This is a genomic window from Ottowia sp. (assembly GCF_016703145.1).
Lineage (GTDB): Bacteria > Pseudomonadota > Gammaproteobacteria > Burkholderiales > Burkholderiaceae_C > Ottowia.
Genome location: NZ_JADJCO010000003.1, coordinates 1,773,589 through 1,796,791, shown reverse-complemented (window position 1 = coordinate 1,796,791; position 23,203 = coordinate 1,773,589). Strand labels below are relative to the sequence as shown.

The following is a 23,203-nucleotide window of genomic DNA, read 5'->3' as shown; positions in this document are numbered from 1 at the left end:
CCATGATACGAATTTCGGAGGCGCCTCCGTTAGTGTCGCGTCGACGGTGGTGGATACGTTCTATGCCACGTCTTCTACAGCGAGATCCCGACCGTTGAACCGCACGGTATCCCCTGCTTGGGCACCATCGATGGCTTGGAAGATTGGCGCCATCGTGGAAATTCCCATGAGTTCATGTCCATGACAAATGAACTTGCTAGTTGACACTGAAATCACAAAGTAGCGACCAGACAGCTTTACAACAGCGCCTTCACTGACTGCCGACTTAGGCCCGAAATCGATCGTCCCGAGCTTCTCTAGTTTTTCTTCATAGTCATGAAGTGTGTCATCAAGCGCTTCCGCTAATTCGCTCGCAATTTCGGCCTGAGCGTGCTCATCGCTCTCGACGGGTTCGGTCCGATCAGTTCGAGCAGTAGAAACGTACTCTTCATAGTTAATGCGAGCGCTGCGCAAGGCTGCGGTCTCCAGCGAAAGCATAGTTTCACGGATCTGATCTTTATTCCAATGCATAACCACCTCGTTTTGTTTCGTTAATTAGGATTTTCACTAGACCGCTCCGTGACTCTTCGAGAGAGGGACCTCCTGGGCCCCGCTTCGCTATTCGTCACCGATAACGTGTTCGCCTTGGTAGGGAGTTCGAATCAGCCGAGAATCTTGGATGATGCTTGTGACCAGCCAGACATAAGACTGCTCGGCGGTATCAAAGCCCAGAATACTGAAGGCTCCGCCGAAGGGGCATGCTGGGAAGTCTGGAAAGCCCTGCCGCACAACGTAACGCTCGGGATCGCGGTCAAACTCGCTCTTGTAGACTTTGCGCAGTCCGTGCTTGCTCGGCACATCCTGGTCACCTGCCGGGACTGTTTCCCGATGCGCTACGAGGCGCTCAGAGAGGTCGCGGTGACACATTTCGTCGAATACGTCGAACGCGTCGATCAACAGGCCCTTGTGCCCTGTCGCTGGATCGATGATCGCGTAGATGTTGGAGGCGTCTTCTGCGTCACTCCCGCTTTCGAGACGTAACGCCGCGTCGATGCGAAGGGCGCAAGGGTCCAGTGTTGATCCGAGATCGAGATCGACGAGATTGCCGTCTTTGACGCGGTACTCGCGGTTGTAGCCCTTGGCGACGAAGGACTGCACTGTTTCTAGAACGTCGGTCACTTGGGATGTCACGGCTGCACCTATGCTTGGTGTCGTATTGAGCCCGCCCCGGCGTCGGGCGCGCTGTGACCGGTCGGATGACGGCGAGTTTTGCGAGACGCGGTATTCACAGCCACTTGGCCATCTTGAAGCGCACAAACAGGAAAAGGCAGGATATCGCCATCACCCCGAGTACGACGAAGTATCCGTAGGCCGTGTCCAGTTCCGGCATATGCTTGAAGTTCATGCCGTATATTCCAGCGATCGCCGTCGGGACTGCGAGTATTGCCGCCCAAGCGGCAAGCTGACGGGTGATCACCCCGATCCTTTGTGCTTCCAAAAGGCTGCTGGCCTCAAAGACTGTAGACAGGACCTGAAGGAGGCCGTCGACCATTGACTGCACCCGATCGACGTGATCCGCGACATCGTTAAAGTACGGCCTCACTTCGGCGCTGATGCAGGGGAAATGCCCGCGGACGAGTTTTCTGACCAGTTCGGCCATAGCGCCGAGCGTGCGTTGGAAGCGCGTGAGTTCGGCCCTCAGCCCGAAGATGCGGGCGACTTCTGCCCGTCCGAGAAAATCGTCTAACGACCGTTTCTCCATCGCGAGGACGTCATCCTCGATCATTTCGAAGATGGGCAGATACTGGTCGACGATACGGTGCAAGATCGCGTGCAGCACGTAGTCGACACCCTTTCCGAAGAGCGCCGGCGAAGCCTCGAGTTGCTCCCGAAGTTTGCCTAGCGCTCCGGCGTTGCCGTGCCGCACGCTGATGAGATGATTGTGACCGGTGAAGATCGCCATCTTGCCGTAGCTGATCCGGTCGCCGACCAGTTCGGCAGTCTGCGCGACGATGTATAGCTCGCCGTTGTAGACGTCGAGCCTGGGCGGGCACAGCGGGTGCATCGCGTTATCGATTGCCAACGGATGGAGGTGATACGTCGCCTGAAGCGCGTGAAGTTCGTCGGCGGTGGGATCCAGAAGAGCGATCCAGCAGAAACCCGAGCGCGCCTCATCCTGCTCGAAGCGCTCGTCGAGCGCAATTTCCCGGATTCGCTTGCCTTCCTTGTAATAGTAGGCGGCGATGACGCTCATGCAGACCTCGCAGGGATGCGCAGGCCACGCTGTACTGCTGGCCAGCGCGTGATCGGAATGGATGAGAGGTCAGGCATGGTTCTGTGATCTTGGTGATGCGGCGGCAGCGGAGTTGAGGTCTCATCCAGGCTGAATTCGGTTTGAAAATTGCGAACCGAATCAGCTTCGAAGCCATTGCAGAAAAGCTGATTCTGCAGCTCTGGCTGCAGGTTATTTACTGTCGGCGTTTTTGCGCTTTGGAAGGATCCAGTCTGCACGTGGGAAGTGGCATGTATAGCCTCCCGGGAGCTTCTCCAGATAGTCTTGGTGCTCCGGCTCGGCCTGCCAGAAATCACCGGCCGGCTCGACCTCGGTGACCACTTTGCCTCCCCACAGTCCGGACGCATCCACATCGGCGATCGTCTCTTCGGCAACGTGCTTCTGCTCCACGCCGAGGTAGTAGATGGCAGACCGGTAGGAGAGCCCACGGTCATTGCCCTGACGGTTCTTCGTCGTCGGGTCGTGAATTTGGAAGAAGAACTCCAGAATTTTCCGGTAACTCGTCAGCTCGGGGTCAAAGATGATCTCGATCCCTTCGGCATGCGTGCCGTGATTGCGATACGTGGCGTTCGGAACATCGCCGCCGGTGTAACCCACGCGAGTCGAGATGATGCCGGGCTGCTTGCGGATGAGATCCTGCATTCCCCAGAAACAACCGCCGGCCAGGATGGCTTTTTCGTGATTCATCAAACGTTCTCCACTTGGTCGAGATAGGCGCCGTAACCCTCGGCAGCCATCTCGTCTCGAGGGATGAAGCGCAAGGACGCCGAGTTGATGCAATAGCGCAGGCCCCCTCGGTCCCGCGGGGCCGTCGGGGAACACGTGGCCCAGGTGGCTGTCGCCACGCGTCTGAAGTGCATCCTAAGATAAACCGCTCAGCGTGGGCCGACTCGATTGCAACAATCGGCTGGAAAATACGTACAAACGGATTTTTCTTGTCGGATGTCGTGTGTACTGCTTGCGCGTGAGCTCGGTTCCTTTGTCGAAGACTGTCTTCACCGTCGGCACCAGCCGTGCGCAGACGCATTGCTTCACGCTTTTGTCTTCGTCTGTCCCACGGCGGAACAGCCAAGTCCCTAGGCCAAGTGCGTCTTGACCTCAATCTCGGAGGTGAGCGTGCGGTGCACAGGGCATTTGTCCGCGATCTCCAGCAAACGAGCTCGTTGCGGCGCATCGAGTGGCCCCGCGAGTTCCACCGTCCGCTCGATGCGGTCGATCTTGCCTTCCTTGGTCTCACATTCCGCGCAGTCCGCAGCGTGGATCTTGGCGTGGGTCAACGTGACCCGGACATCCTCGAGGGGCCATTTTTTATGGCGAGCATAAAGGCGCAACGTCATCGCCGTGCAAGCTCCTAGCCCACCAAGCAGAAGGTCGTATGGCCCCATGCCGAGGTCGTCACCGCCCACCTCCACTGGTTCGTCACTCACCAACGTGTGGCGCCCTGCTTCAACGTTGACGGCAAAGTTGCCAGGCAGGTCACTGATTCGTACAGCGCCAACGGGCAGCGGCCCCGCTTCGGGTGTTGACGCAACTGGGCTCGAAGGGGCTGGAGCCGGCAAGTACCGCTTCGCCCAGGCAGCGATGAGCCCGGCGGCGTATGCGGCATCGCCCTGACTATTGAGCAGATGGTCGGCATCGTCGAGCGAGACGAAGGACTTGGGGTGCAGCGCCTGTTCGAAGATTCGGCGTGCGTTGTCTACTCCAACGATCGTGTCGCCAGGCGCGTGCAGCACAAGCAGCGGCCGACGCAACGCACGGATGCGCTCGGCCTGCGGCTGGGAGGCGACGTCGTCAAGAAACTCCCGCCGCAATGTGAACTCGCGGCCTGCAAGCGTGACACGGGCCTCGCCGTCGGTCTCGATGAGAGCCAGACCCTCGCCAAAATGGTGCACAACATGTGCCGGTTCGAAGGGCGCGCCCAGCGTCACCACTGCACGAGCATCGGCAATGCGGTGTGCAGCGGCCAGAACGGCTGCGCCGCCAAGCGAATGCCCGATGAGGAGTGCTGGCGCGCCATGCTCACTTCGCAGCCAGTCGGCCGCCGAGACCAGATCGCCGACGTTTGAACTGAAATGGGTGTTTGCGAAGTCACCGCCGCTACCACCCAACCCTGTGAAATCGAAGCGAAGCACGCCGAACCCGGCCTCGACCAACGCACGCGCAATGTAGGCGGCCGCCTTCGAGTCTTTGGAGCACGTGAAGCAGTGTGCGAAGACAGCCCACGCCCTTGGCAAAGTGTTTGGTTGATCAAGCCGTGCGGCCAGCAGATGGCCGAGGCTCCCAGGGAATTCAACTTTATGGCTGATCATGTTTCACTGAAGTTAATACGCACGTTTAACCGCTATCAGGCTGGCCGCGACTTCAAGATTCCAACACGAAATCTATCCACGCGCCAGTCTTCACAATCCTGGAAATTGGGCAACGAGTCCACTTCACAAAACTGAAACGGGCCACACACCGTGGGCGTTACTAGAATGAACAGATGACTTCTCTCGTAGACAAAGATTCCACCAAGCCAAGTAATTTTCTACGCCACGTCATCGAAAACGACCTTAAGCATGGCGTCTATGCAGCGCGCAAATGGGGAGGCAGCCCCGGCGACTCGCTACACCATGCGCAAGGCATGCAAGACCCTGCCAAGGTCCGCACGCGCTTCCCGCCCGAACCCAACGGCTACCTGCACATTGGCCACGCCAAGAGCATCTGGCTCAACTTCGAGCTCGCCAAAGAATATGGCGGCGTGTGTCACCTGCGCTTCGATGACACCAACCCTGAAAAGGAAGAGCAGGAATATGTTGATGGCATCCGCGACGCGGTGAAGTGGCTAGGTTATGAGACCTACTTGGCCGACCGCCCCGACGCGCCCGGCATCGCACAGCCGCATGAATACTTCGCCAGCGATTACTTTGACTTCATGTACCGCGCCGCCGAGTACCTGATCACCGCCGGGCTCGCCTACGTGGACGAGCAGACGCCTGACCAGATGCGTGCCACGCGCGGCGACTTCAACACGCCAGGCATTGACAGCCCGTTCCGTGCCCGTAGCCCCGCCGAGAACCTCGCGTACTTCCGGCAGATGCGCGACGGTGAGATCGAAGACGGCGCCGCCACGCTGCGCGCGAAGATCGACATGGCCAACCCCAACATCAACATGCGCGACCCGGCGCTCTACCGCATACGCCGGGCCACGCACCACAACACTGGCGATATGTGGTGCATCTATCCCATGTACACCTATGCACATCCAATCGAGGACGCGTTGGAGCAGATCACCCATTCGATTGCCACGTTGGAGTTCGAAGACCAGAGACCGTTCTACGACTGGCTGCTCTACCGCTTGGCAGAAGGGGGCTTGATCGCCAGCCCGCATCCGCGTCAATATGAATTCGCACGGCTCAATGTGACGCACGTGATCACCAGCAAGCGCAAGCTGCGCCAACTGGTCGAAGACGGGCACGTCGATGGCTGGGATGACCCGCGAATGCCCACCATCGCGGGCCTCCGCCGCCGCGGCTACACACCCGAAGCGCTCAAGCTTTTCTGCGAACGCAGCGGCGTGACCAAGTCCGGCGGCTGGATTGACTACGCGAGCCTAGAAGCGGCGCTCCGCGACACGCTCGACCCCATTGCCACGCGCGCAATGGCCGTGCTCGACCCGGTGAAGCTCGTCATCACCAACTGGGCCGAGTTGATGGGCAGCGACGCTTTGCTGGACGACTGCACCGCTCCTGTGAACCCGCGCGACCCCGAAGGCGGCCTACGACGCTTCAAGATCGGCCGCGCAGTGTGGATCGAACGTACCGACTACGAGGACGTGCAACCCAAGGGCTTCTTCCGCTTGTTCCCAGGCAACAAGGTGCGCCTGAAATACGGCCACACCATCGTATGCACGGGTGCCACGCGCGACGCCGGCGGCAAGCTGGTCGAAGTGCTGGCCACGCTGGTGCCCGATACCAAGAGCGGCACGCCCGGCGCGGATGCGGTAAAGGTGAAGGGCAACATCACCTGGGTCGCGGTTGCCGATGCGGTGCCGGTCGAGGTGCGCTTGTATGAACGGCTGTTTGCCACACCACAGCCGGGCAGCGGGGAAATGCTGGACGAGCTGAACAGGGAGAGCCTGGTGACATGCGCGGCCTTCGCAGAGCCGTCATTGGCCGTAGCGAAGTTTGGCGGTGCTGCGTTCCAGTTTGAGCGGCACGGGTACTTCGTAGTGGATGCAAAAGCAGCCGACGATGGCACGCTTGTGTTCAATCGGGCTGCGGGGATGCGAGACAGCCGGGAGAAATAAGGGCAGCGCATCTTCTGATCCGCGCACGGCAATACACCCCTCCGGGCCGATCGTCGCGCGCAAGAGCACCGGGAGCGTCGAGCAAGGGCCTCGCATTGCTCGCGGACGTAGCCCGAACTTTATGCGCCGCCGTACCGCTCAGTTTTTATATGAGCTGCTGGTATGCCGGCATCAATCAGTCCGTTAGCCACGGCTTCGACGAACCGATTGGCGCCACACACGAAAACGTGACGAGGCGCGTGACCCCAGCGGCCGAGCACGCTGGCGATGGCAGCAGCATCGAGCCGTCGGCCCAGGTCGGTCGGCCGAGGTGGTGGCTCGCGCGTGGTCACTGCGATGAAGGTGAATTCGGGCCGAGCTGCTTCGAGTGCGAGCAACTCGGCACGGAAGGGTAGGTCGGCCGGGGTGCGTGCGGAGCAGACCAACAGCACGTGCATAGACATCGGCTGCAGTTCGGCCGTGGCGCCTGCCTGCGCCATTCCCGCTGTGAGGTCCGCGGCCCACGCGCGCACCATCGCCATCAACGGCGCGATGCCGGAACCGCCCGCGATCAACAACAGCGGCCCGCCATCGGCCGGCCCCCAGACGAAGTGCCCACCGAGCGGCCCACGCACTTCGATACTTTCTCCCGCCTCAGCGATGTCATGGAAAAAAGGCGACACCTCACCATCGTCGAGCTTCTCGATGATGAGCTCGACGGTATCGGCGCCAGGCACCGATGCAATGGAATAGCTGCGTTGCGCGGCATAACCATCGGGAGCAGTCAGCCGCACATTGACGTGTTGACCCGCACGGTGAGAAGCCAATGCGGGCAGTTCGAGAAATAAGCTCTTGATGCGCGGCGTGAGTTGCTCAATGCGCTCGATTTTGACGTCGCGCCACGGGCCGTTTTGCTCACCGGTCGTCATCAACGATCGCTCGAATAACGTTGCTGCCGCCAGGGGTCGCCGTACATGTGATAGCCACGTAGCTCCCAGAACCCGGCTTCGTCGCGCGCGGTGAACTTGAGCCCTTTGATCCACTTCGCGCTCTTCCAGAAGTACAGGTGCGGTACCAGCAAGCGGGCCGGACCGCCGTGCTCAGGCGCCAACGGCTCGCCTTCATAATGCGTGGCGACCATGGCGCGGCCGCTGAGCAAATCGGCAACAGGCACGTTGGTGTCGTAATCGTCTAGCGACAGCGCCAGCAGCCAGGGTGTGGGAGCCGCTAGGCCGGCGTCTGCCAGTAGGTCGTCGATGGTCACGCCTTCCCAGCGCGTGTCGAACTTGGACCACGTCGTGACGCAGTGGATGTCGCCCTGCCACACGGTGCGCGGCAGCGCCATGAACTCGTCCCAGCTCCAGCTTTTCACGGGTCGAGGACCGTTGCTCAGAGTGAACCGCCAAGCGGCCATGTCGATACGAGGCGTCGGTCCTTTCGAGAGCACAGGAAAACCATCTGTCTTGAACTGCCCTGGCGGCAGGCGGTCGGCAGTGGCTGCAGTGGGCCGTCGCCCGATGAATTTGCGTGTGACCATGTTGAAGACTCCTGCATCATGTTGTTTAGAGCAAGGCTAACGCTCTTTGCTCAAAATTGCGCGGCAAATTGGTCCGTTGTGCCACTGAGGAGCCTGCACCTTACCCGCCGCGCTGGATACCGCCTTGTTTGACCGCGCGGGAGGTAGCGGGACATGGTGAACCAAGATCGCGCAGACTCACGAGCCGGGGAAGCCGGTATCTACACGATCATCGATGGATCCATTCGCCATGGCATGCGTTGATCATCAACTGTAGGGGTGCTGGCGCTACCGATAGTCCGACATTTAGCGCCTATCGTCCTGAGCTTCGGGGCGCTCTGCGTGGCCGAACCCGTCGCCCTGAGTCACACACCTTGCTTAGCCACTAATGGACGAGCAGCGCCCGCGTTCATAGCGGGTTGGTCGCGAAGCAGCCCTCAAGCCCGGGTTGCTCCAGCTTCAGCATGGCAACGAAGAAAAAATCAGACGCACGGAGTATTTATCAAGACGCACCGGCGTCTTGTCGCGCCGGCCTTCGGTTCAAATGAGCGAGATCCAAAGGATACTGCCTGTGCAACGCCATTGCGTCGCCTGCAGCGGCACGGGTTGGATAACCCAGTCCGGCGTGCGAATTCGATTGCATGGTCTGGGCCACAAGGAGTCGCAACATAAGCTCGACAGAAACTGCCATCCTCGCCCGAAGTTGCTTCTAAGGCCTGCAGGACGTGGTGCACAGGGTTCGAGTACACCTGTCACTTCCCGCGCCCGCAGTGAAAGCTGGTCAAGCGCGTGGCCAAAGGCGCTTGAGCGCTCGCCCCGTTCATCCAGTGCGATCAGGGACCGTACTCTCACTCAAGGAATCCATGACGAACGACCAAGTCCACCTCAACACCCCGCAGTTGCGAGTGCCGCAGTGGATCGACGCGCATGGCAACCCGAGCCGGCCACTCGAGTTGGCCGATCTCGGAGACGACTTCAAGGTGATCTTTTGCTTCCAGCACGGGTGTCCGGGTGGTCACAGCCACGGATTTCCGACCCTCAAGGCGATGGTTGAAGGACTGTCCGGTCAGGGCTTCGGCTTCGCGGCCGTGCAAACCGTGTTCACGGCTGCCGAAATAAACACTTTCGATCGTTTGCGCGAGACGCAGCGGCGCTACGGGTTGGCCATCCCGTTCGGTCACGACCCAGCCGTGGACCGCTATCCGAGCTTGATGGCGGATTTCGAGACGCGCGGCACACCATGGTTCATCGTTTTCGACCCACTGGGGGAGGTCCTTCACAGCGACTTCCGCCTCGATGACGAGCTCCTGTTGCGGGACTTCGGCCGCGCCGGCGAAGTGTCTCAGGCCGAGTGATGCCGCCTGCCAATTACACCTTGAACCTGGAGACTGAATTGCAAACCACCGCGACTGGCCCGAACGATCAGCCCTCCGACCCGGCATCGCCAGCAGCGTTGCACATGCCGTTCGACAACAGCTACGCGCGTGAACTTGAGGGCCTGTATGCGAGATCGAATCCGGCAGGCTCGCCAGCGCCTCGGCTACTGCGGCTGAACCGCGAACTGGCTGACGAGCTCGGACTGGACGCAGATGAAATGTCCTCGGCCGCCGGCCTCGCCGTGCTCGCCGGCAATGCCGTTCCCGCGCAGGCGCAACCGCTGGCACAGGCCTATGCTGGGCACCAGTTCGGCAGCTTCTCGCGGCAACTCGGTGATGGCCGCGCCCTGCTGCTGGGCGAACTCATCGACCGCTGCGGCCGACGCCGTGACATTGCCCTGAAGGGATCGGGCCGAACCCCATTCTCGCGTCGCGGTGACGGCAAGGCCGCACTCGGACCCGTGCTGCGCGAGTACCTGATGGGCGAGGCCATGCACGCCCTGGGCATCCCGACCACGCGCGCACTGGCCGCGGTGGCCACCGGCGCGACCGTACAGCGCGAGCAGCTCCTGCCTGGCGCCATCCTGACGCGCGTGGCCGCAAGCCACTTGCGTGTAGGCACTTTCGAGTACATCGCGGCCAGAGACGACCAGGCCCTGCTGCGCCGGCTGGCCGACTACGCCATTGCGCGTCACGATGCAGCTCTGGCCGGCACCCCCGACCCCTACCTGGGCCTGCTGCAGGCGGTGGCCGAGCGCCAAGCGTCTTTGGTCGCGCGCTGGATGGGCGTGGGCTTCATTCACGGCGTCATGAACACCGACAACATGACAATCTCCGGCGAGACGATCGATTATGGCCCTTGCGCTTTCATGGAGCACTTCGACCCCGAGGCCGTATTCAGCTCGATCGACACTTCGGGCCGCTATGCCTATGGGAATCAACCGGCGATTGCGCAGTGGAACTTGGCGCGCTTGGCCGAGGCACTGCTGACGCTGATCGACGCTGATGGCGAGCCTGCCGAACAACGCGCCGGCGCGGTTGTACAGGCGTTTGCCGAACACTTTGACTTTCATTGGACGACCGTCCTGCGGCTCAAGCTGGGCCTGGACGACGCCAGTGGGGGCGACCGCGCGCTGGCCGACGACTACCTGACGCTGCTGCGCCGGCACCGCATCGACTTCACGCTCGCGTTTGCCCGCCTGGCCGACGCTGCGCAAGGCAATAACACGCCGCTGAGAACGCTGTTCGGAGGGGCGGCCGCAGCGCTGGAACTTTGGCTGAAGCGCTGGCGGGAGCGCACTCTGGCGATCGGCAAGAGCCCGGACGAACTCGCGGCGGCCCTGCGGAGCGCCAACCCGATCTATATCCCGCGCAACCACCACGTCGAATCGGCGCTGGCGGCGGCCGTGGAGCGCGATGACCTGGCACCTTTCGAGCGCCTGCTGCGGGTGCTGCAACACCCCTTCGACGAGCATGCGGCAGACAGCGCGTTGGCCGAGCCCGCGCCTGCAGAGCAGACGGAAAACTACCGTACCTTCTGCGGCACCTGAACGGCGGATTCCCGAGCGCAACCACTCAACCCAACCCGGAGGAACAACCATGCAAGACGACAGCGTGCAAGCAGGCATCATGGGGGAGCCCGCGCCCGAACTGGGCGTGACGCAATGGATCGACGCCGCCGGCCAGCCGCTCGCCGACTACGGGCTGGACAAGATGCGCGGCGCCTTCAAGCTGATCTTCTGTTTCCAGGATGCCTGCCCAGGCTGCCACCTGACCGGATTCCCCTCGCTGATCCGTGTGGTCGAGGCCTTTCGCGGCTCGCCCTTCGTCAGCTTCGCGGCGGTGCAGACGGTGTTCGAGGACTTTGAGTCCAACACCTTCGATCAGGTAGCGGTCAACCAGCGCAAATACGCACTACCGATACCGTTCGGCCACGATGCCGGCGCCGGTCGCGTGGGTGACGGCTCGGTGCTGATGCAGCGCTACCGCAACGGCGGCACGCCCTGGTTCATCCTCGTCGATCCCAGTGGCTCGGTTGTTTACAACCACTTCCGCATCGACGCCGACAAACTCATTGCCGAGCTCAAACGCGCCGAGTCGGCGCCGCCTTTGCCCACGCCGGATGCAGGAACCATCACCTGGCTAGATGTCATCCAGCACGCGAAAGGCAACAATCCACCTCCGCCACGGCGGTTCGAGCTCGACGATGTCGAATGGCGCCAGCGCCTGACGCCCGAGCAGTACCGCATCACGCGGCAAAAGGGAACCGAACCTGCGCACAGCTCGACCATGTGTGCCTTGTTCGAACCCGGTCTTTACGGATGCGTGTGCTGCGGCACCGAGTTGTTCGACGCTTCGAGCAAATTCCGAAGCAAGAGTGGTTGGCCCAGCTTCAGGCAGGCGCTTGCGCCCGGGCTGATCGCGCATCACTACGATTCGAGCCATGGCATGACGCGCATCGAGACCACCTGCAATGTGTGCGACGCACACCTGGGCCATGTTTTCCCCGATGGGCCCGAACCCAGTGGCCTGCGCTACTGCATGAACGCCGCGGCGTTGGTCAAGTCCTGATGAACTTCGATACCATCGTCATCGGTGCAGGGCAAGCCGGGCCGTTTCTGGCGGCCAAGCTCGTAGAGCGCGGCCGCAATGTCGCGCTGGTGGAGGCCCGCGACCTTGGCGGCACTTGCGTCAACCGAGGCTGTACACCCACCAAGACTTTGCGCAAGTCGGCGCGAGTGGCCTACCTGGCCCGTCGCGCTGCCGAGTTCGGAGTGAATGTGGGCACGGTGAACGTCGACTTCGCCGTCGCCATGCAACGCATGCAAGATAGGGTCGACCAAGCGCGATCCGGACTCGAGAGCTGGCTCGGCGGGTTGCAGGGCCTGCGCATCATTAAGGCCCACGGCCGGCTAACGGGTCGCGATGGTGGCGAGTTCCTGGTGCGGGCGGGCGAACACATTTTGCGCGCGCCTCAAATCATCCTGAACACGGGTACGCGCCCCTCCGTGCCGCCAATTCCGGGTCTGGCAGAAAACCCGTACCTTGATAGCGAGGGACTGTTGGCGTTGCGCGAGCTGCCCCGCAAGTTGGTGATCATCGGAGGCGGGTACATAAGCCTTGAGATGGCGCAGATCTTTCGCCGCCTCGGCAGCGAGGTCGCCATCATCGAGACGGGGCCGCGCTTGACTGGACGGGAAGACGCCGACGTGTCCGCTGCAGTCACCGAGATGCTGCAGGCCGAGGACATCGACGTTTACATCGGCGTGTCTATTGCGGCAGTCAAACCGGGGGAAACCGAGGGCGGCACCTGTGTTCAACTGGCCGACGGTCGCATCATTGGCGGCAGCCACCTGCTGGTGGCTACCGGCCGCGCGCCCAACACCGACGATCTGGGGCTGGATAGCGTGGGGTTGAGGGCCAACATGCGTGGCTACATCGCCACCAACGATCGGCTCGAGACCGACGTACCAGGCATCTGGGCGCTGGGGGACATCAACCAGCGCGGGGCCTTCACCCACACCAGCTACCACGATCAGGAGGTTCTGGCCGAGAACCTCGCGGGCGGGCAACGTAGCGCCGACGCGCGCAACAGCATTTATGCCATGTTCACCGATCCACCACTGGCACACGTGGGGCTGTACGAAGCCGAGGCCAAGCGCCTAGTGGAAAAAGAGGGTCGACGTATTTCGCAGGCCGTGCACGCGATGAAGGACGTGAGCCGGGCGAAGGAAGAGAGTGAAACCGTGGGCGTGATCAAGCTGCTGATCGATGAAGACAGTGGCCTGTTCCTGGGCGCCACGATGCTGGGCATCCAGGCCGACGAGATCATTCAATCCATTGGCCTAGTGATGGCTAGCCAGGGCACCTGGCGCACGGTGCGTGAGGCGCTGCCCGTACACCCCACCGTCACTGAATTCCTGCCTACCATCATCGACCGCCGCAAGCTCTTGGTGGTGAATTAAATAGAGGGAGCGAAGATGCCGATCAATCGATCTTTTCTTGGCCGAAACCGCGGCGTCGACAACCACGGGGGTCGCTTGCCGCCGGGACAGTCTCTGACTGAAGGTTTCCCAGTCCTCACCCATGGGCCTTCACCGCGCCCGCGCAGCGATGACGAATGGGTGCTGACCATGAAAGTCGGCCCGCGACTGGTGGCCCAATGGACTCTGGCCGAATTCAAGGCTCTGCCGCAGAGCGAGCAGGTGGTCGACATTCACTGCGTGACCACCTGGTCCAAGTTCGACACGCGATGGCGTGGCGTCACAGTGGACGACCTTCTCGCCGCAGCCGGCGTGCAAGCACCCACCCCCTGGGTGCTTGCACACTCGCAGGACGGCTACAGCACCAACCTGCCGCTGGCGGACTTGACGCAAGGGCGCGCCATGGTCGCCACCCACTTCGACGACAAACCCCTGACGCACGAGCACGGCGGACCTGCACGCCTGTTGGTGCCGCACTTGTATTTCTGGAAATCAGCCAAGTGGCTGAGTAGCCTTGAGTTCACGACTGAGGAAGAAGCGGGGTTCTGGGAGCTGCACGGCTACCACATGCGCGGTGACCCGTTCAGGGAAGAGCGCTATGGCTGAGCTTGCCAGTCACGCAAGCGGGCGGTTGATCTGGTAGGACGCGCAATTGCCCTGGGCTACGCCGCGCAAAGCTTGGAACACCCCTTTTGTGCACCGATGGCATCCATCTACAGTACCGAGCATTTTAAATTCACTGCCACGCGGGTATGAGAGTGATGGATTCGATGCCGCCGCTAAAGCGTTCACCTTCTCCTTGGGCTGAGGTGCGAAAAGCTCACTCTTAAGCATTGATTATCGGAGATGCAATGTGAAACCTGATGTACTGCTTTACACAACGGGTTGGTGCCCGTACTGCCGACGGGCCAAGACGCTCCTAAAGGAAAAAGGAGTGCAATGGAAGGAACTTGATATTGATGCAAACCCAGCTCACCGGCAGGCCATGACGGAAGCGTCTGGCCGAGACACCGTGCCGCAGATATTCATCAATGGTACGCATGTCGGGGGCTCCGACGACCTTGCCGAACTCGAAGCCAACGGAGAGCTTGACAAACTTCTCGCGACCAATCCTCCTTCGAGTTGAGCGGTTATGGCTCGGGCACGACGGCCCGCGCACCAAGTGCTCGTTGATCGGACGCCTTGGGTCCGGCCCTTTCGAAGAACCGCTTCATCGTTTCGACCATCAGCATCGCCTAGGGTGTTGTAGTGAAAGCAGTGCGCGGCGGGGCACAGTTAGAAGTCATCAAGCCGTACATCCAGCCCCAATACAGGCCACACTGACAGAGGGAGTTGGGGATGCTGGTGTTGCGCGAACCCTTGGGCCGGTGGCGCCTGGCTGGATGGCTTCTGCTGACGGTTGGCGTCGTACTACTCGGCGCATCCTGATGCAAGGGCGGCCTGCGGCCATGCGGGGCAACCGAGGGGTGGACGGCGCCGACCCACAGCAGGAGCGCATCCTTCCGCGCGCAGCGCGCACGAGACATGTTCCGCGATGGCTCCAAGGACCCGGTATGGAGCTGGCTGGTCATCGTGCTGTTTGCCGTGGGAACGGTCTCGGCGTTCACAGGTGCGGAGGCGGGCATCTGGCGCAGGCGTTTCTCCGGCCGCTACTGCGAAGCGCACCATGCTTCGTCACGATTCGGTTGCTTCAAGACGCAAGGCGCGTTCACCAGAATCTCCATGCAGGCGATGGTGCTTGATCGCGCATCGTCAACGGCTGCGTCTCCGGGGTGGATGCCCGCCCATTGCGGCGGGACGCGTCCTACTTCCGAGATGGAATGAAAGTGGTCAACCGGCCTTGACCAGTTTCGAATACCTTCTAGGGCAACTTCTGCGACGTCGAGACGGGGGATTCATCCGTAAATACTTATAACGTCCCCTGCCGCTGCCAGAGCGAGCACGCAAGACCATCAATCGGCCACCTGCAAGTTCCTATTGTTTGCGGTCTGAAGTCGTGCTGACCTCCACGATCGAGCCATTGCTGATCACACAGGAATGGCGCGATGGTGGTTTCAACCTGGCTGCACGCCGCGCATCGCGGCGTGCCCACTTTTCTCGTGGCGGCCCTCCTGATGGGTCAGTCCCCGATGGCCTTGGCCGAGTCCCCGGCGCAGCGCCAGGAGCTGGTCGCCGCACTGCGCCAGCTCGACGCGCTGGAGCACGCCGTCGTCCACAGCGCCGCGCATACCTCCGTCATTCCGGGCGAGCGCTACCACTTCGATTACCCGCGGCTGCTGGCTGACCTGGCGCGCGTGCGCGCTGGCATCCAGGCCCATCTCACACCGTCGCGCGCCCAGCCGCGCGAGCCCCCCGAACTGGCCGGCGACTACCGCACCGAACGGGCTACTGAGCCATTGCCGACGACTGCGGGGGGCAAGCCATGAACGGCGCCCAGGTCTCGGCATTTCAAGCCAACAGCGGCATCGCGCCTTCCACGATGGCGACCGTCCTGGTCGGCGTCGTGTTCGCGGTCCTGCTCGTCTGGGGCGTCTGGGCCATCCGAACGGCCTACGTGGGGTGGTCCGAGAGCCGCCTCAACCAGCGCCAGTTCCTCGGGGTCTGCATCCGCTTCGTCGCGATGTACCTCGTCCTGAGTTTCTTCCTTCTCTCTTGATCTTCCTGACCTGAAAGGCCTGACCATGCAAAGCCGCATCCTCACTTCCCGTCTTGCCCAGCGCGCCGCCGTGGCCCTGGGCGCCACCGCGCTGCCCGCGCTGTCGTTCGCACAAGGCCTGCCCCAGTTGGAGAACCCTACGCGCGGCGCCGGCAACGGCATCATGGAAACGATCCGCAACTACGGCTACGACATCATCATGCTCGTGGCCCTGCTCGTGGTGGCGTCCATGTTCATCGGCGTCTGCTACCACGCCTACGGGACCTACGCGGAAATCCACACCGGCCGCAAGACCTGGGGCCAGTTTGGCCTCACGGTCGCCATTGGCGCCGTCCTGCTCGTGATCGGCATCTGGCTGCTCACCGAAGCCACCGGCATCCTGTAAGCGAGGTCGGTATGTCCGAGCAGCAGCACGTCCGTGCGGACGGGACGGTCACGTTCCTTCCGCACCGGCTCAACCGCCATCCCGTTGTCGTGCGCGGCCTCACCGCCGACGAGCTGTGGATCTGCTGCGGCCTGTCCGGCGCCGCCGGCCTGCTGGTCGGCGCGCCGCTGTCCTGGGTGTTCCGCACGATCGCCATTGCGCCGACGTTCGTCGTCCTGGGCGTGGCCCTCGGCGTGTTCATCGGGGGCGGCATCCTGCGTCGGCTCAAGCGCGGCCGTCCCGACACATGGCTGTACCGGCAGCTTCAGTGGCGCATCGCGACACGCCATCCGCTCGCGGCCGGCTGGGTAGGTGGCCACGTGCTGATTTCGCGCTCGGGCTTCTGGACCACACGCAGGAGCGCTCGATGAGCCGATTCAAGAACGAGATCATCCACCTGCAGGCGCACATCAAGACGCTGAGGCTGGGCGCGGGCGCATTGGTCATCATCGCCCTGGTCATGGGTGGCGGCTGGTGGAGTGCTCCGCGCGACCTGACCATCCACGTCCCGCCTGATCTGCGCTCCGGCAGTACCCGCAAGTGGTGGGAAGTGCCGCCCGAATCGGTCTATGCGTTCACGTTCTACGTGTTTCAGACCCTCAACCGCTGGCCGACGAATGGCGAAGAGGACTACGCGCGTAATCTCCACACGCTCTCGCCGTACCTCACCCCATCCTGCCAGGCCTTCCTGCGGGCGGACTACGACTACCGCCGCTCCACGGGCGAGCTGCGTCAGCGCGTGCGCGGCATCTATGAGATCCCCGGCCGCGGCTATGGCGACGACCCCACGGCCCGCGTGCGCGTCGTCTCCGACCGCGACTGGGTGGTGACGCTCGACATCACCGCCGACGAGTACTACGGCGCCGAGCAGGTCAAGCGCGCCCTGGTGCGCTACCCGGTCAAGGTCACGCGGGTGGACGTCGATCCCTCCCGCAACCCGTTCGGCCTGGCGCTCGACTGCTACGACGGCGCGCCCCAGCGCATCAACACCCCGGAGCCGACGCGCCCGGCCTCTGGCGGCCTGTCTCCGCCAGCGCCCCAAGGAGGACCCACCCCATGAAGCCCATGAAGCACCCTGTACTCACGCTGCTGGGACTGCTGGTCGTGGTCGCAGCACCCGCCCATGCGTTGGAGATCCTGCGCTGGGAACGCATGCCGCTGGCGGTGCCGTTGCGTGTCGGCCAGGAACGCATCGTGTTCATCGACCGGAACGTCCGCGTGGGCGTGCCGGCCGGCGTGGGCGAACGCCTGCGCGTGCAGAGCGCGGGCGGCGCGGTGTACCTGCGCGCCAGTGAGCCGATCGAACCCACGCGGCTGCAACTGCAAGACGCCGACACGGGCGCCTTGATCCTGCTGGACATCGCTGCCGAGCCGGCCAAGGACGGCGAAGCCGAACTGGAGCCGGTGCGCATCGTCGAGGGCCACAGCACTCCGGCGCGCTATGGCGATCAGCCGCAGGGTGCCGACGCGCCCCCGACGCTCGCCCAGGATCAGGCAGGCGCGCGGACGGCGCGGCGCGAAACCCCTGTCCCGGTCGTGCTGACGCGCTTCGCCGCGCAGAACCTCTATGCGCCGCTGCGCACGGTCGAGCCGCTGCCGGGCGTGATGCGGGTGAACCTGCGCCGCGACCTGGACCTGGGCACGCTGATGCCGTCGCTGCCGGTGCGCGCGGTCGCGCTCGCGTCCTGGCGCCTGGAAGACCAGTGGGTCACCGCCGCGCGCCTGATCAACGGCAGCAGCGGCTGGGTCACCCTCGACCCGCGCGTTCTGCAAGGCGATTTCCTCACGGCCACCTTCCAGCACGAGACACTCGGCCCGCGCGGAACGCCCGAGGACACGACCGTCCTGTACCTGGTGACGCGCGGGCGCGGCCTGGCGCAGTCGCTGCTGCCGGCGATCCACCGCTTCGACCCCGCCGCAAATCTGCCGCATCCGGAAGCCGAAGCCACCGACAACAAGGAGGCTCGCCATGCGCAGTAACGGACTCCTGAAATGGCTGATGATTCCCGTGGCGCTCCTGGTGCTGTTCATCGGCATCCGGCTGTTCTCGGGCGGCGAGGCCTCGGCCCCCTCCCCGACGGAAACGGGAAGCCGGCTCACGCCCGAAGAGATGAAGGCGCTGGGCATCGAGGGCGATACCCCGCGCGATACCGTCGCCACGCTGGTCGCGCAGGTCAAGCAACTGCGCACCGAGCTTCAGACCGCGCTGTCCGACAACAAGTCCCAGCGCGAAGAGAACCAGCGGCTGCGCCAGCGCGAGAACTCCATCGACCAACGCATCAATTCCGCCCTCGAATCCGAGCGCTCCAACCTGCGCCGCGACCAGCAGCAGGCGGCGAGCGAGCGTCAGCAGACCGAGGGCCTGCTCGCGGACTTGCAGCGGCGCCTGGACAGCATCGGTGGTCGCGGCGGCGGCCACGCCGACCTGCCAGTGGGCCTGGGGCTGCGTGACGGCGATGGCGACGGCGAAGTGGCCGGGATGGAAGGCGGTGTGCGGTGGGTGGAACCGGACGACGCGAAGAAGGCCGAGGGCCGCGCCTCGTCCAGTGGTGCCATGAGCTTCCCCACGAGCTTCGGCCCGGCGCAGAGCACGCTCGAAACCACGGCGGAAACCGTGGCGAACGCGGGCGCGCGCGCCGCCGGGGTCAAGACCGCCAAGGCTGTTTATACGGTTCCGACGAACTCCACCCTCATGGGGTCGGTGGCGATGACGGCCCTGATCGGCCGTGTGCCGATCGACGGCACGGTGAACGACCCGTACCCCTTCAAGGTGTTGGTCGGACCGGACAACCTCACGGCCAACGGCATCGACATTCCCGATGTGGCGGGTGCCGTGTTCAGCGGCACCGCCTCGGGCGACTGGACGCTGTCGTGCGTGCGCGGCCAGGTGCGCAGCATCACCTTTGTCTTTCATGACGGAACCATCCGCACCATTCCCGAGGATCGCGAGGGCAACCAGCAGAACAACCAGCAACGCGATGGCCTGGGCTGGATCAGCGATCCCTATGGCATTCCCTGCGTCAGTGGGGAGCGGCGCAGCAACGCCCAGCAGTACCTCGGTTCGCAGGCCCTGATCACCGCGGCCGGTGCCGGCGTGGCCTCGCTCATCGAAAGCGACAGCGGCCAGATGTCCTACGTCGGCTCGGACGGCTCCATCGGCACTGTGGGCATCAGTGGTCAGGAGGCCGTGGGCCGGATTCTCGCCGGTGGCGTCCAGGAAATGTCGAACTGGGTCAACAAGCTCTACGGGCAGGCCTTCGCCGCCGTCTACGTGCAGCCCGGCGCCAAGGTCGCTATCCACCTCGAAAAACCGCTCGCCATCGACTTCGATCCCGAAGGCCGCAAGGTCGATCACCGCGCAGGAGAAAGCCATGCTCTCGAACTTGAATAAGGGTCTGGCGCTGGCCCTCGCCGTCGCTGTGCTCGGCGGCTGCGCCACCAGCAAGGAAGAACTGCTGACCCATAGCGACCGCACCATGATGGACATCTGGCAGCGGGAAACGGGTAGCGGCGGCGGTGGCACCGGTCAGGTCGCACGCAGGCAGTTTCTGGATGCGCGCCAGAGCCTGCGCCGTCCGCTGACCGAAGCGGACGTGCAGGCCGCGCCCGCCGAACAGATGCGCTACACGCGCACCGCGCGCAATGAGGTCCGTCGCCAGTTCCAGCGTCTGCCGAATCCCGATCTCGTGATGTATGTGTACCCGCACCTTACAGGCACGGACCCCGTCCCCGTGCCGGGCTATACGACGGTTTTCCCGCTGTATCAGCGCATCCAGTACGCCATGCCGGGCGAGCGCGTGGAGGATTATTGATGCGCTGGAAACTCCCCTGGCCGAAGCTGACCGCATCCGGCGCTGGCGGTGAAGAGCAGCCGGACGGCTGGCAGCGCCATGTCGAGGCCTTGCGTCAGGCCGGCATCCCCGAACCCGGGTCGGCGGTCCAGGGCCGCCGGCCGGCGACCGTGGCGAACGAACAGGCGCTGTACGACGTCGCGCCTTCGTTCGTGGAACTGCTGCCTTGGGTGGAGTTCCTGCCCGAGTCGAAGGCCATGCTGCTGGAGGACGGGCAATCGGTCGCGGCCTTCTACGAGTTGGTGCCGCTGGGCACCGAGGGCCGGGAACCCGGCTGGCTCGCACATGCCCGGGATGCCCTGGAGAATGCGCTGCAAGACAGCTTCGATGAACTGGACGAGCACCCCTGGGTGCTGCAGCTCTATGCGCAGGACGAACCCAGCTTCGACCAGTACATGGAGAACCTGCGCGACTACGTGCAGCCGCGCGCCCGCGGCACGGCCTTCACCGAGTTCTACCTTCGCTTCTTCGGCCACCACCTGCGCGCGGTAGCCAAGCCGGGTGGCCTGTTCGAGGACACGGTGGTCACGCGGCTGCGTTGGCGCGGCCAGACGCGGCGCGTGCGCATGGTGGTCTATCGCCGCGTGACCGGGCATGGACAGGGCCAGACAAGCCGCCGTGGCCAGACGCCGGAGCAGATGCTGGGCATCGTCTGCGACCGCCTGAGCGGTGGCTTGGCGAACGCCGGCATTCAGGCCCGGCGCATGGCCGCGGCCGACGTCCACGACTGGCTGCTGCGGTGGTTCAACCCGCGCCCCACACTGCTCGGGCCTAGGGCCGAGGACCGGGAGCGCTTCTATGCGCTGGCGCGCTATCCAGACGAGACCGAAGACGGCGAGATTGAATTGGTGAGCGGGCGAGATTTCAGCCAGCGGCTGTTCTTTGGCCAGCCGCGCTCCGACGTGGCGCATGGCACCTGGTATTTCGACGGCATGCCGCACCGCGTGCTGATCACCGATCGACTGCGCATGCCGCCCGGCACGGGGCACCTAACCGGCGAGATCCGCAAAGGGGATGCCATCAACACGCTGTTCGACCAGATGCCTGAAGACACCCTGATGTGTCTGACGATGGTCGCCACACCGCAGGATGTCCTCGAATCGGACCTCAACCACCTGGCGAGAAAGGCCGTCGGCGAGACGTTGGCGTCGGAGCAGACGCTCAAGGACGTGCACGAGGCCCGCTCCCTCATCGGCAGCGCGCACAAGCTCTACCGGGGAACGCTGGCGTTCTATTTGCGCGGACGCGACGAAGCAGAGCTGGACCGGCGCGGACTGGATCTGGCGAATGTGATGCTCAACGCCGGCCTGCAGCCCGTGCGCGAGGACGACGAGGTGGCACCGCTCAACAGCTACCTGCGCTGGCTGCCGTGTTGCTACAACCCCAGCCAGGATCGCAAGAAGTGGTACACGCAACTGATGTTCGCGCAGCACGCGGCGAACCTGTCGCCGGTGTGGGGCCGCGCCCAGGGCACGGGGCACCCCGGCATCACGATGTTCAACCGCGGCGGCGGCCCGATCACTTTCGACCCGCTCAACCGCCTGGACCGACAGATGAATGCCCATCTGTTCCTGTTCGGCCCAACCGGCTCGGGCAAAAGCGCCACGCTCAACAACCTGCTGAACCAGGTCACGGCCATCTACCGGCCGCGGCTCTTCATCGTGGAGGCTGGCAACAGTTTCGGCTTGTTCAGTGACTTCGCCAGGCGCCTGGGTCTGACGGTCAACCGCGTGAAACTGGCACCCGGCTCGGGCGTGACCCTGGCACCATTCGCCGATGCACGCCGGCTGATCGAAACGCCCAGCGACGTGCAGACGCTCGATGCCGATGCGCTGGACGAAGACCTGCCACCCGATGCCTCGACCATGGAGCCGGACGAGCAGCGCGATGTGCTGGGCGAGTTGGAGATCACCGCGCGGCTGATGATCACGGGTGGCGAAGACAAGGAAGAAGCCCGAATGACCCGGGCCGATCGCTCGCTGATCCGCCAGTGCATTCTGGATGCTGCCGAGCGCTGCCACGGCGAGAGTGCTGAGAAGCGCACGGTGCTCACGCGCGACGTGCGCGATGCGCTGCGCGCGCGGGGCAACGACAGCACGCTGCCCGAGATGCGGCGCGTGCGGCTGCTGGAAATGGCGGATGCGATGGACATGTTCTGCCAAGGTACGGACGGCGAGATGTTCGACCGCGACGGGACGCCTTGGCCCGAGGCCGACATCACCCTGGTGGATCTCGCGACCTATGCGCGCGAAGGCTACAACGCGCAGCTCTCCATCGCCTACATCAGTCTGATCAGCACGGTGAACAACATTGCCGAGCGCGATCAGTACCTGGGCCGCCCGATCATCAACGTCACCGATGAGGGGCACATCATCACCAAGAACCCGCTGCTCGCGCCCTACGTCGTGAAGATCACGAAGATGTGGCGCAAGCTCGGCGCGTGGTTCTGGCTCGCGACGCAGAACATCGACGATCTGCCCCGCGCCGCAGAACCCATGCTCAACATGATCGAGTGGTGGGTGTGCCTGTCGATGCCGCCGGACGAGGTGGAGAAGATCGCGCGCTTCCGCGAACTCTCGCCCGCACAGAAAGCGCTGATGCTCTCCTCCAGGAAGGAGGCCGGCAAGTTCACCGAGGGCGTCATCCTTTCCAAGAGCATGGAAGTGCTGTTCCGCGCCGTGCCGCCGAGCCTCTATCTCGCGCTCGCGCAAACCGAACCCGAAGAGAAGGCCGAGCGCTACCAGCTCATGCAGCAGTACGGCATCAGCGAACTGGAAGCAGCGTTCAAGGTGGCCGAGAAGATCGACCAGGCGCGCGGCATCGAATCGCCAGCGCTGGACCTGCCGCAGTGATCGCCG

General features: G+C 63.4%; 24 protein-coding genes and 1 pseudogene. 17 read left to right on the top strand and 8 right to left on the bottom strand.

What is annotated here, in order from left to right; translation table 11 throughout:
* Positions 1–60: 60 nt before the first annotated feature.
* The 6 genes and pseudogenes from IPG65_RS12370 to IPG65_RS12345 all read right to left on the bottom strand — a co-directional run bounded on the left by IPG65_RS12370 (position 61) and on the right by IPG65_RS12345 (position 4,581).
* The gene (locus tag IPG65_RS12370) at positions 61–510 is read right to left on the bottom strand and encodes a hypothetical protein (RefSeq protein WP_083954854.1); all 450 of its coding nucleotides are present in this window, start codon (positions 508–510) and stop codon (positions 61–63) included.
* 87 nt (positions 511–597) lie between these two features.
* On the bottom strand, positions 598–1,170 hold the full coding sequence (locus tag IPG65_RS12365) for a hypothetical protein (RefSeq protein ID WP_293189811.1): 573 nt from the start codon (positions 1,168–1,170) through the stop codon (positions 598–600).
* Positions 1,171–1,264: 94 nt separating this feature from the next.
* Positions 1,265–2,233, bottom strand: coding sequence for a magnesium and cobalt transport protein CorA (locus IPG65_RS12360; RefSeq protein WP_293189809.1), 969 nt, complete (start codon positions 2,231–2,233; stop codon positions 1,265–1,267).
* A gap of 210 nt (positions 2,234–2,443) precedes the next feature.
* Complete coding sequence (gene msrA / locus IPG65_RS12355; protein WP_293189807.1) at positions 2,444–2,959, bottom strand: peptide-methionine (S)-S-oxide reductase MsrA; 516 nt, start codon at positions 2,957–2,959, stop codon at positions 2,444–2,446.
* Positions 2,959–3,112 (bottom strand): annotated as a pseudogene (locus IPG65_RS12350) (peptide-methionine (R)-S-oxide reductase); the annotation flags it as partial. The gene msrA and the pseudogene IPG65_RS12350, both read right to left, overlap by 1 nt.
* Positions 3,113–3,348: 236 nt before the next feature.
* Entirely contained in the window at positions 3,349–4,581 is a 1,233-nt protein-coding gene (locus IPG65_RS12345) for an alpha/beta fold hydrolase (RefSeq protein WP_180883360.1), read from the bottom strand.
* 173 nt (positions 4,582–4,754) lie between these two features.
* Here IPG65_RS12345 and glnS point away from each other — a divergent pair, with 173 nt between their 5' ends.
* Positions 4,755–6,560 (top strand): glutamine--tRNA ligase, encoded by a 1,806-nt coding sequence (gene glnS, locus IPG65_RS12340; protein WP_293189803.1) that lies wholly within the window; start codon positions 4,755–4,757, stop codon positions 6,558–6,560.
* 119 nt (positions 6,561–6,679) lie between these two features.
* On the opposite strand, the gene IPG65_RS12335 is transcribed toward glnS, so the two are convergent.
* Both IPG65_RS12335 and IPG65_RS12330 read right to left on the bottom strand, forming a co-directional pair.
* On the bottom strand, positions 6,680–7,468 hold the full coding sequence (locus IPG65_RS12335) for an FAD-binding oxidoreductase (RefSeq protein WP_066123064.1): 789 nt from the start codon (positions 7,466–7,468) through the stop codon (positions 6,680–6,682).
* Positions 7,468–8,076: a sulfite oxidase-like oxidoreductase gene (locus tag IPG65_RS12330; protein ID WP_066123066.1), complete on the bottom strand. Its 609-nt coding sequence runs from the start codon at positions 8,074–8,076 to the stop codon at positions 7,468–7,470. Before IPG65_RS12330 ends, IPG65_RS12335 begins: the two co-directional genes overlap by 1 nt.
* An 842-nt stretch (positions 8,077–8,918) precedes the next feature.
* On the opposite strand from IPG65_RS12330, the gene IPG65_RS12325 reads away from it, so the two are divergent.
* From IPG65_RS12325 to IPG65_RS12250, 16 genes are all read left to right on the top strand, one after another.
* Complete coding sequence (locus tag IPG65_RS12325) at positions 8,919–9,410, top strand: thiol-disulfide isomerase (protein ID WP_066123068.1); 492 nt, start codon at positions 8,919–8,921, stop codon at positions 9,408–9,410.
* 38 nt (positions 9,411–9,448) lie between these two features.
* Complete coding sequence (locus IPG65_RS12320) at positions 9,449–10,981, top strand: YdiU family protein (protein ID WP_293189798.1); 1,533 nt, start codon at positions 9,449–9,451, stop codon at positions 10,979–10,981.
* A gap of 601 nt (positions 10,982–11,582) precedes the next feature.
* On the top strand, positions 11,583–12,002 hold the full coding sequence (gene msrB / locus IPG65_RS12315; RefSeq protein WP_232312522.1) for a peptide-methionine (R)-S-oxide reductase MsrB: 420 nt from the start codon (positions 11,583–11,585) through the stop codon (positions 12,000–12,002).
* Complete coding sequence (locus IPG65_RS12310; protein ID WP_060853413.1) at positions 12,002–13,396, top strand: mercuric reductase; 1,395 nt, start codon at positions 12,002–12,004, stop codon at positions 13,394–13,396. The genes msrB and IPG65_RS12310 overlap by 1 nt, the downstream gene beginning before the upstream one ends.
* Positions 13,397–13,411: 15 nt before the next feature.
* A complete protein-coding gene (locus IPG65_RS12305) occupies positions 13,412–14,020 on the top strand; it encodes a sulfite oxidase-like oxidoreductase (RefSeq protein ID WP_026437589.1) in 609 nt (202 codons plus the stop codon).
* A gap of 247 nt (positions 14,021–14,267) precedes the next feature.
* Positions 14,268–14,540, top strand: a complete 273-nt coding sequence (gene grxC, locus IPG65_RS12300) for a glutaredoxin 3 (protein ID WP_079758984.1) — start codon at positions 14,268–14,270, stop codon at positions 14,538–14,540.
* Positions 14,541–14,938: 398 nt separating this feature from the next.
* Complete coding sequence (locus IPG65_RS12295; protein ID WP_060853412.1) at positions 14,939–15,238, top strand: hypothetical protein; 300 nt, start codon at positions 14,939–14,941, stop codon at positions 15,236–15,238.
* A gap of 221 nt (positions 15,239–15,459) precedes the next feature.
* Positions 15,460–15,840 (top strand): RAQPRD family integrative conjugative element protein, encoded by a 381-nt coding sequence (locus IPG65_RS12290; RefSeq protein WP_060853411.1) that lies wholly within the window; start codon positions 15,460–15,462, stop codon positions 15,838–15,840.
* Entirely contained in the window at positions 15,837–16,070 is a 234-nt protein-coding gene (locus IPG65_RS12285) for a TIGR03758 family integrating conjugative element protein (protein WP_060853410.1), read from the top strand. Before IPG65_RS12290 ends, IPG65_RS12285 begins: the two co-directional genes overlap by 4 nt.
* A gap of 25 nt (positions 16,071–16,095) precedes the next feature.
* Positions 16,096–16,455, top strand: a complete 360-nt coding sequence (locus tag IPG65_RS12280) for a TIGR03745 family integrating conjugative element membrane protein (RefSeq protein ID WP_060853409.1) — start codon at positions 16,096–16,098, stop codon at positions 16,453–16,455.
* 11 nt (positions 16,456–16,466) lie between these two features.
* The gene (locus IPG65_RS12275; RefSeq protein ID WP_060853408.1) at positions 16,467–16,865 is read left to right on the top strand and encodes a TIGR03750 family conjugal transfer protein; all 399 of its coding nucleotides are present in this window, start codon (positions 16,467–16,469) and stop codon (positions 16,863–16,865) included.
* A complete protein-coding gene (locus tag IPG65_RS12270; protein ID WP_293189790.1) occupies positions 16,862–17,554 on the top strand; it encodes a PFL_4703 family integrating conjugative element protein in 693 nt (230 codons plus the stop codon). Before IPG65_RS12275 ends, IPG65_RS12270 begins: the two co-directional genes overlap by 4 nt.
* Positions 17,555–17,559: 5 nt before the next feature.
* The gene (locus tag IPG65_RS12265) at positions 17,560–18,474 is read left to right on the top strand and encodes a TIGR03749 family integrating conjugative element protein (protein ID WP_293190089.1); all 915 of its coding nucleotides are present in this window, start codon (positions 17,560–17,562) and stop codon (positions 18,472–18,474) included.
* Positions 18,464–19,885, top strand: coding sequence for a TIGR03752 family integrating conjugative element protein (locus IPG65_RS12260; RefSeq protein ID WP_293189788.1), 1,422 nt, complete (start codon positions 18,464–18,466; stop codon positions 19,883–19,885). Before IPG65_RS12265 ends, IPG65_RS12260 begins: the two co-directional genes overlap by 11 nt.
* The gene (locus IPG65_RS12255) at positions 19,866–20,306 is read left to right on the top strand and encodes a TIGR03751 family conjugal transfer lipoprotein (RefSeq protein ID WP_293189786.1); all 441 of its coding nucleotides are present in this window, start codon (positions 19,866–19,868) and stop codon (positions 20,304–20,306) included. The genes IPG65_RS12260 and IPG65_RS12255 overlap by 20 nt, the downstream gene beginning before the upstream one ends.
* Positions 20,306–23,197: a conjugative transfer ATPase gene (locus IPG65_RS12250; protein ID WP_293189784.1), complete on the top strand. Its 2,892-nt coding sequence runs from the start codon at positions 20,306–20,308 to the stop codon at positions 23,195–23,197. The genes IPG65_RS12255 and IPG65_RS12250 overlap by 1 nt, the downstream gene beginning before the upstream one ends.
* The last annotated feature ends 6 nt before the right edge of the window (positions 23,198–23,203 follow it).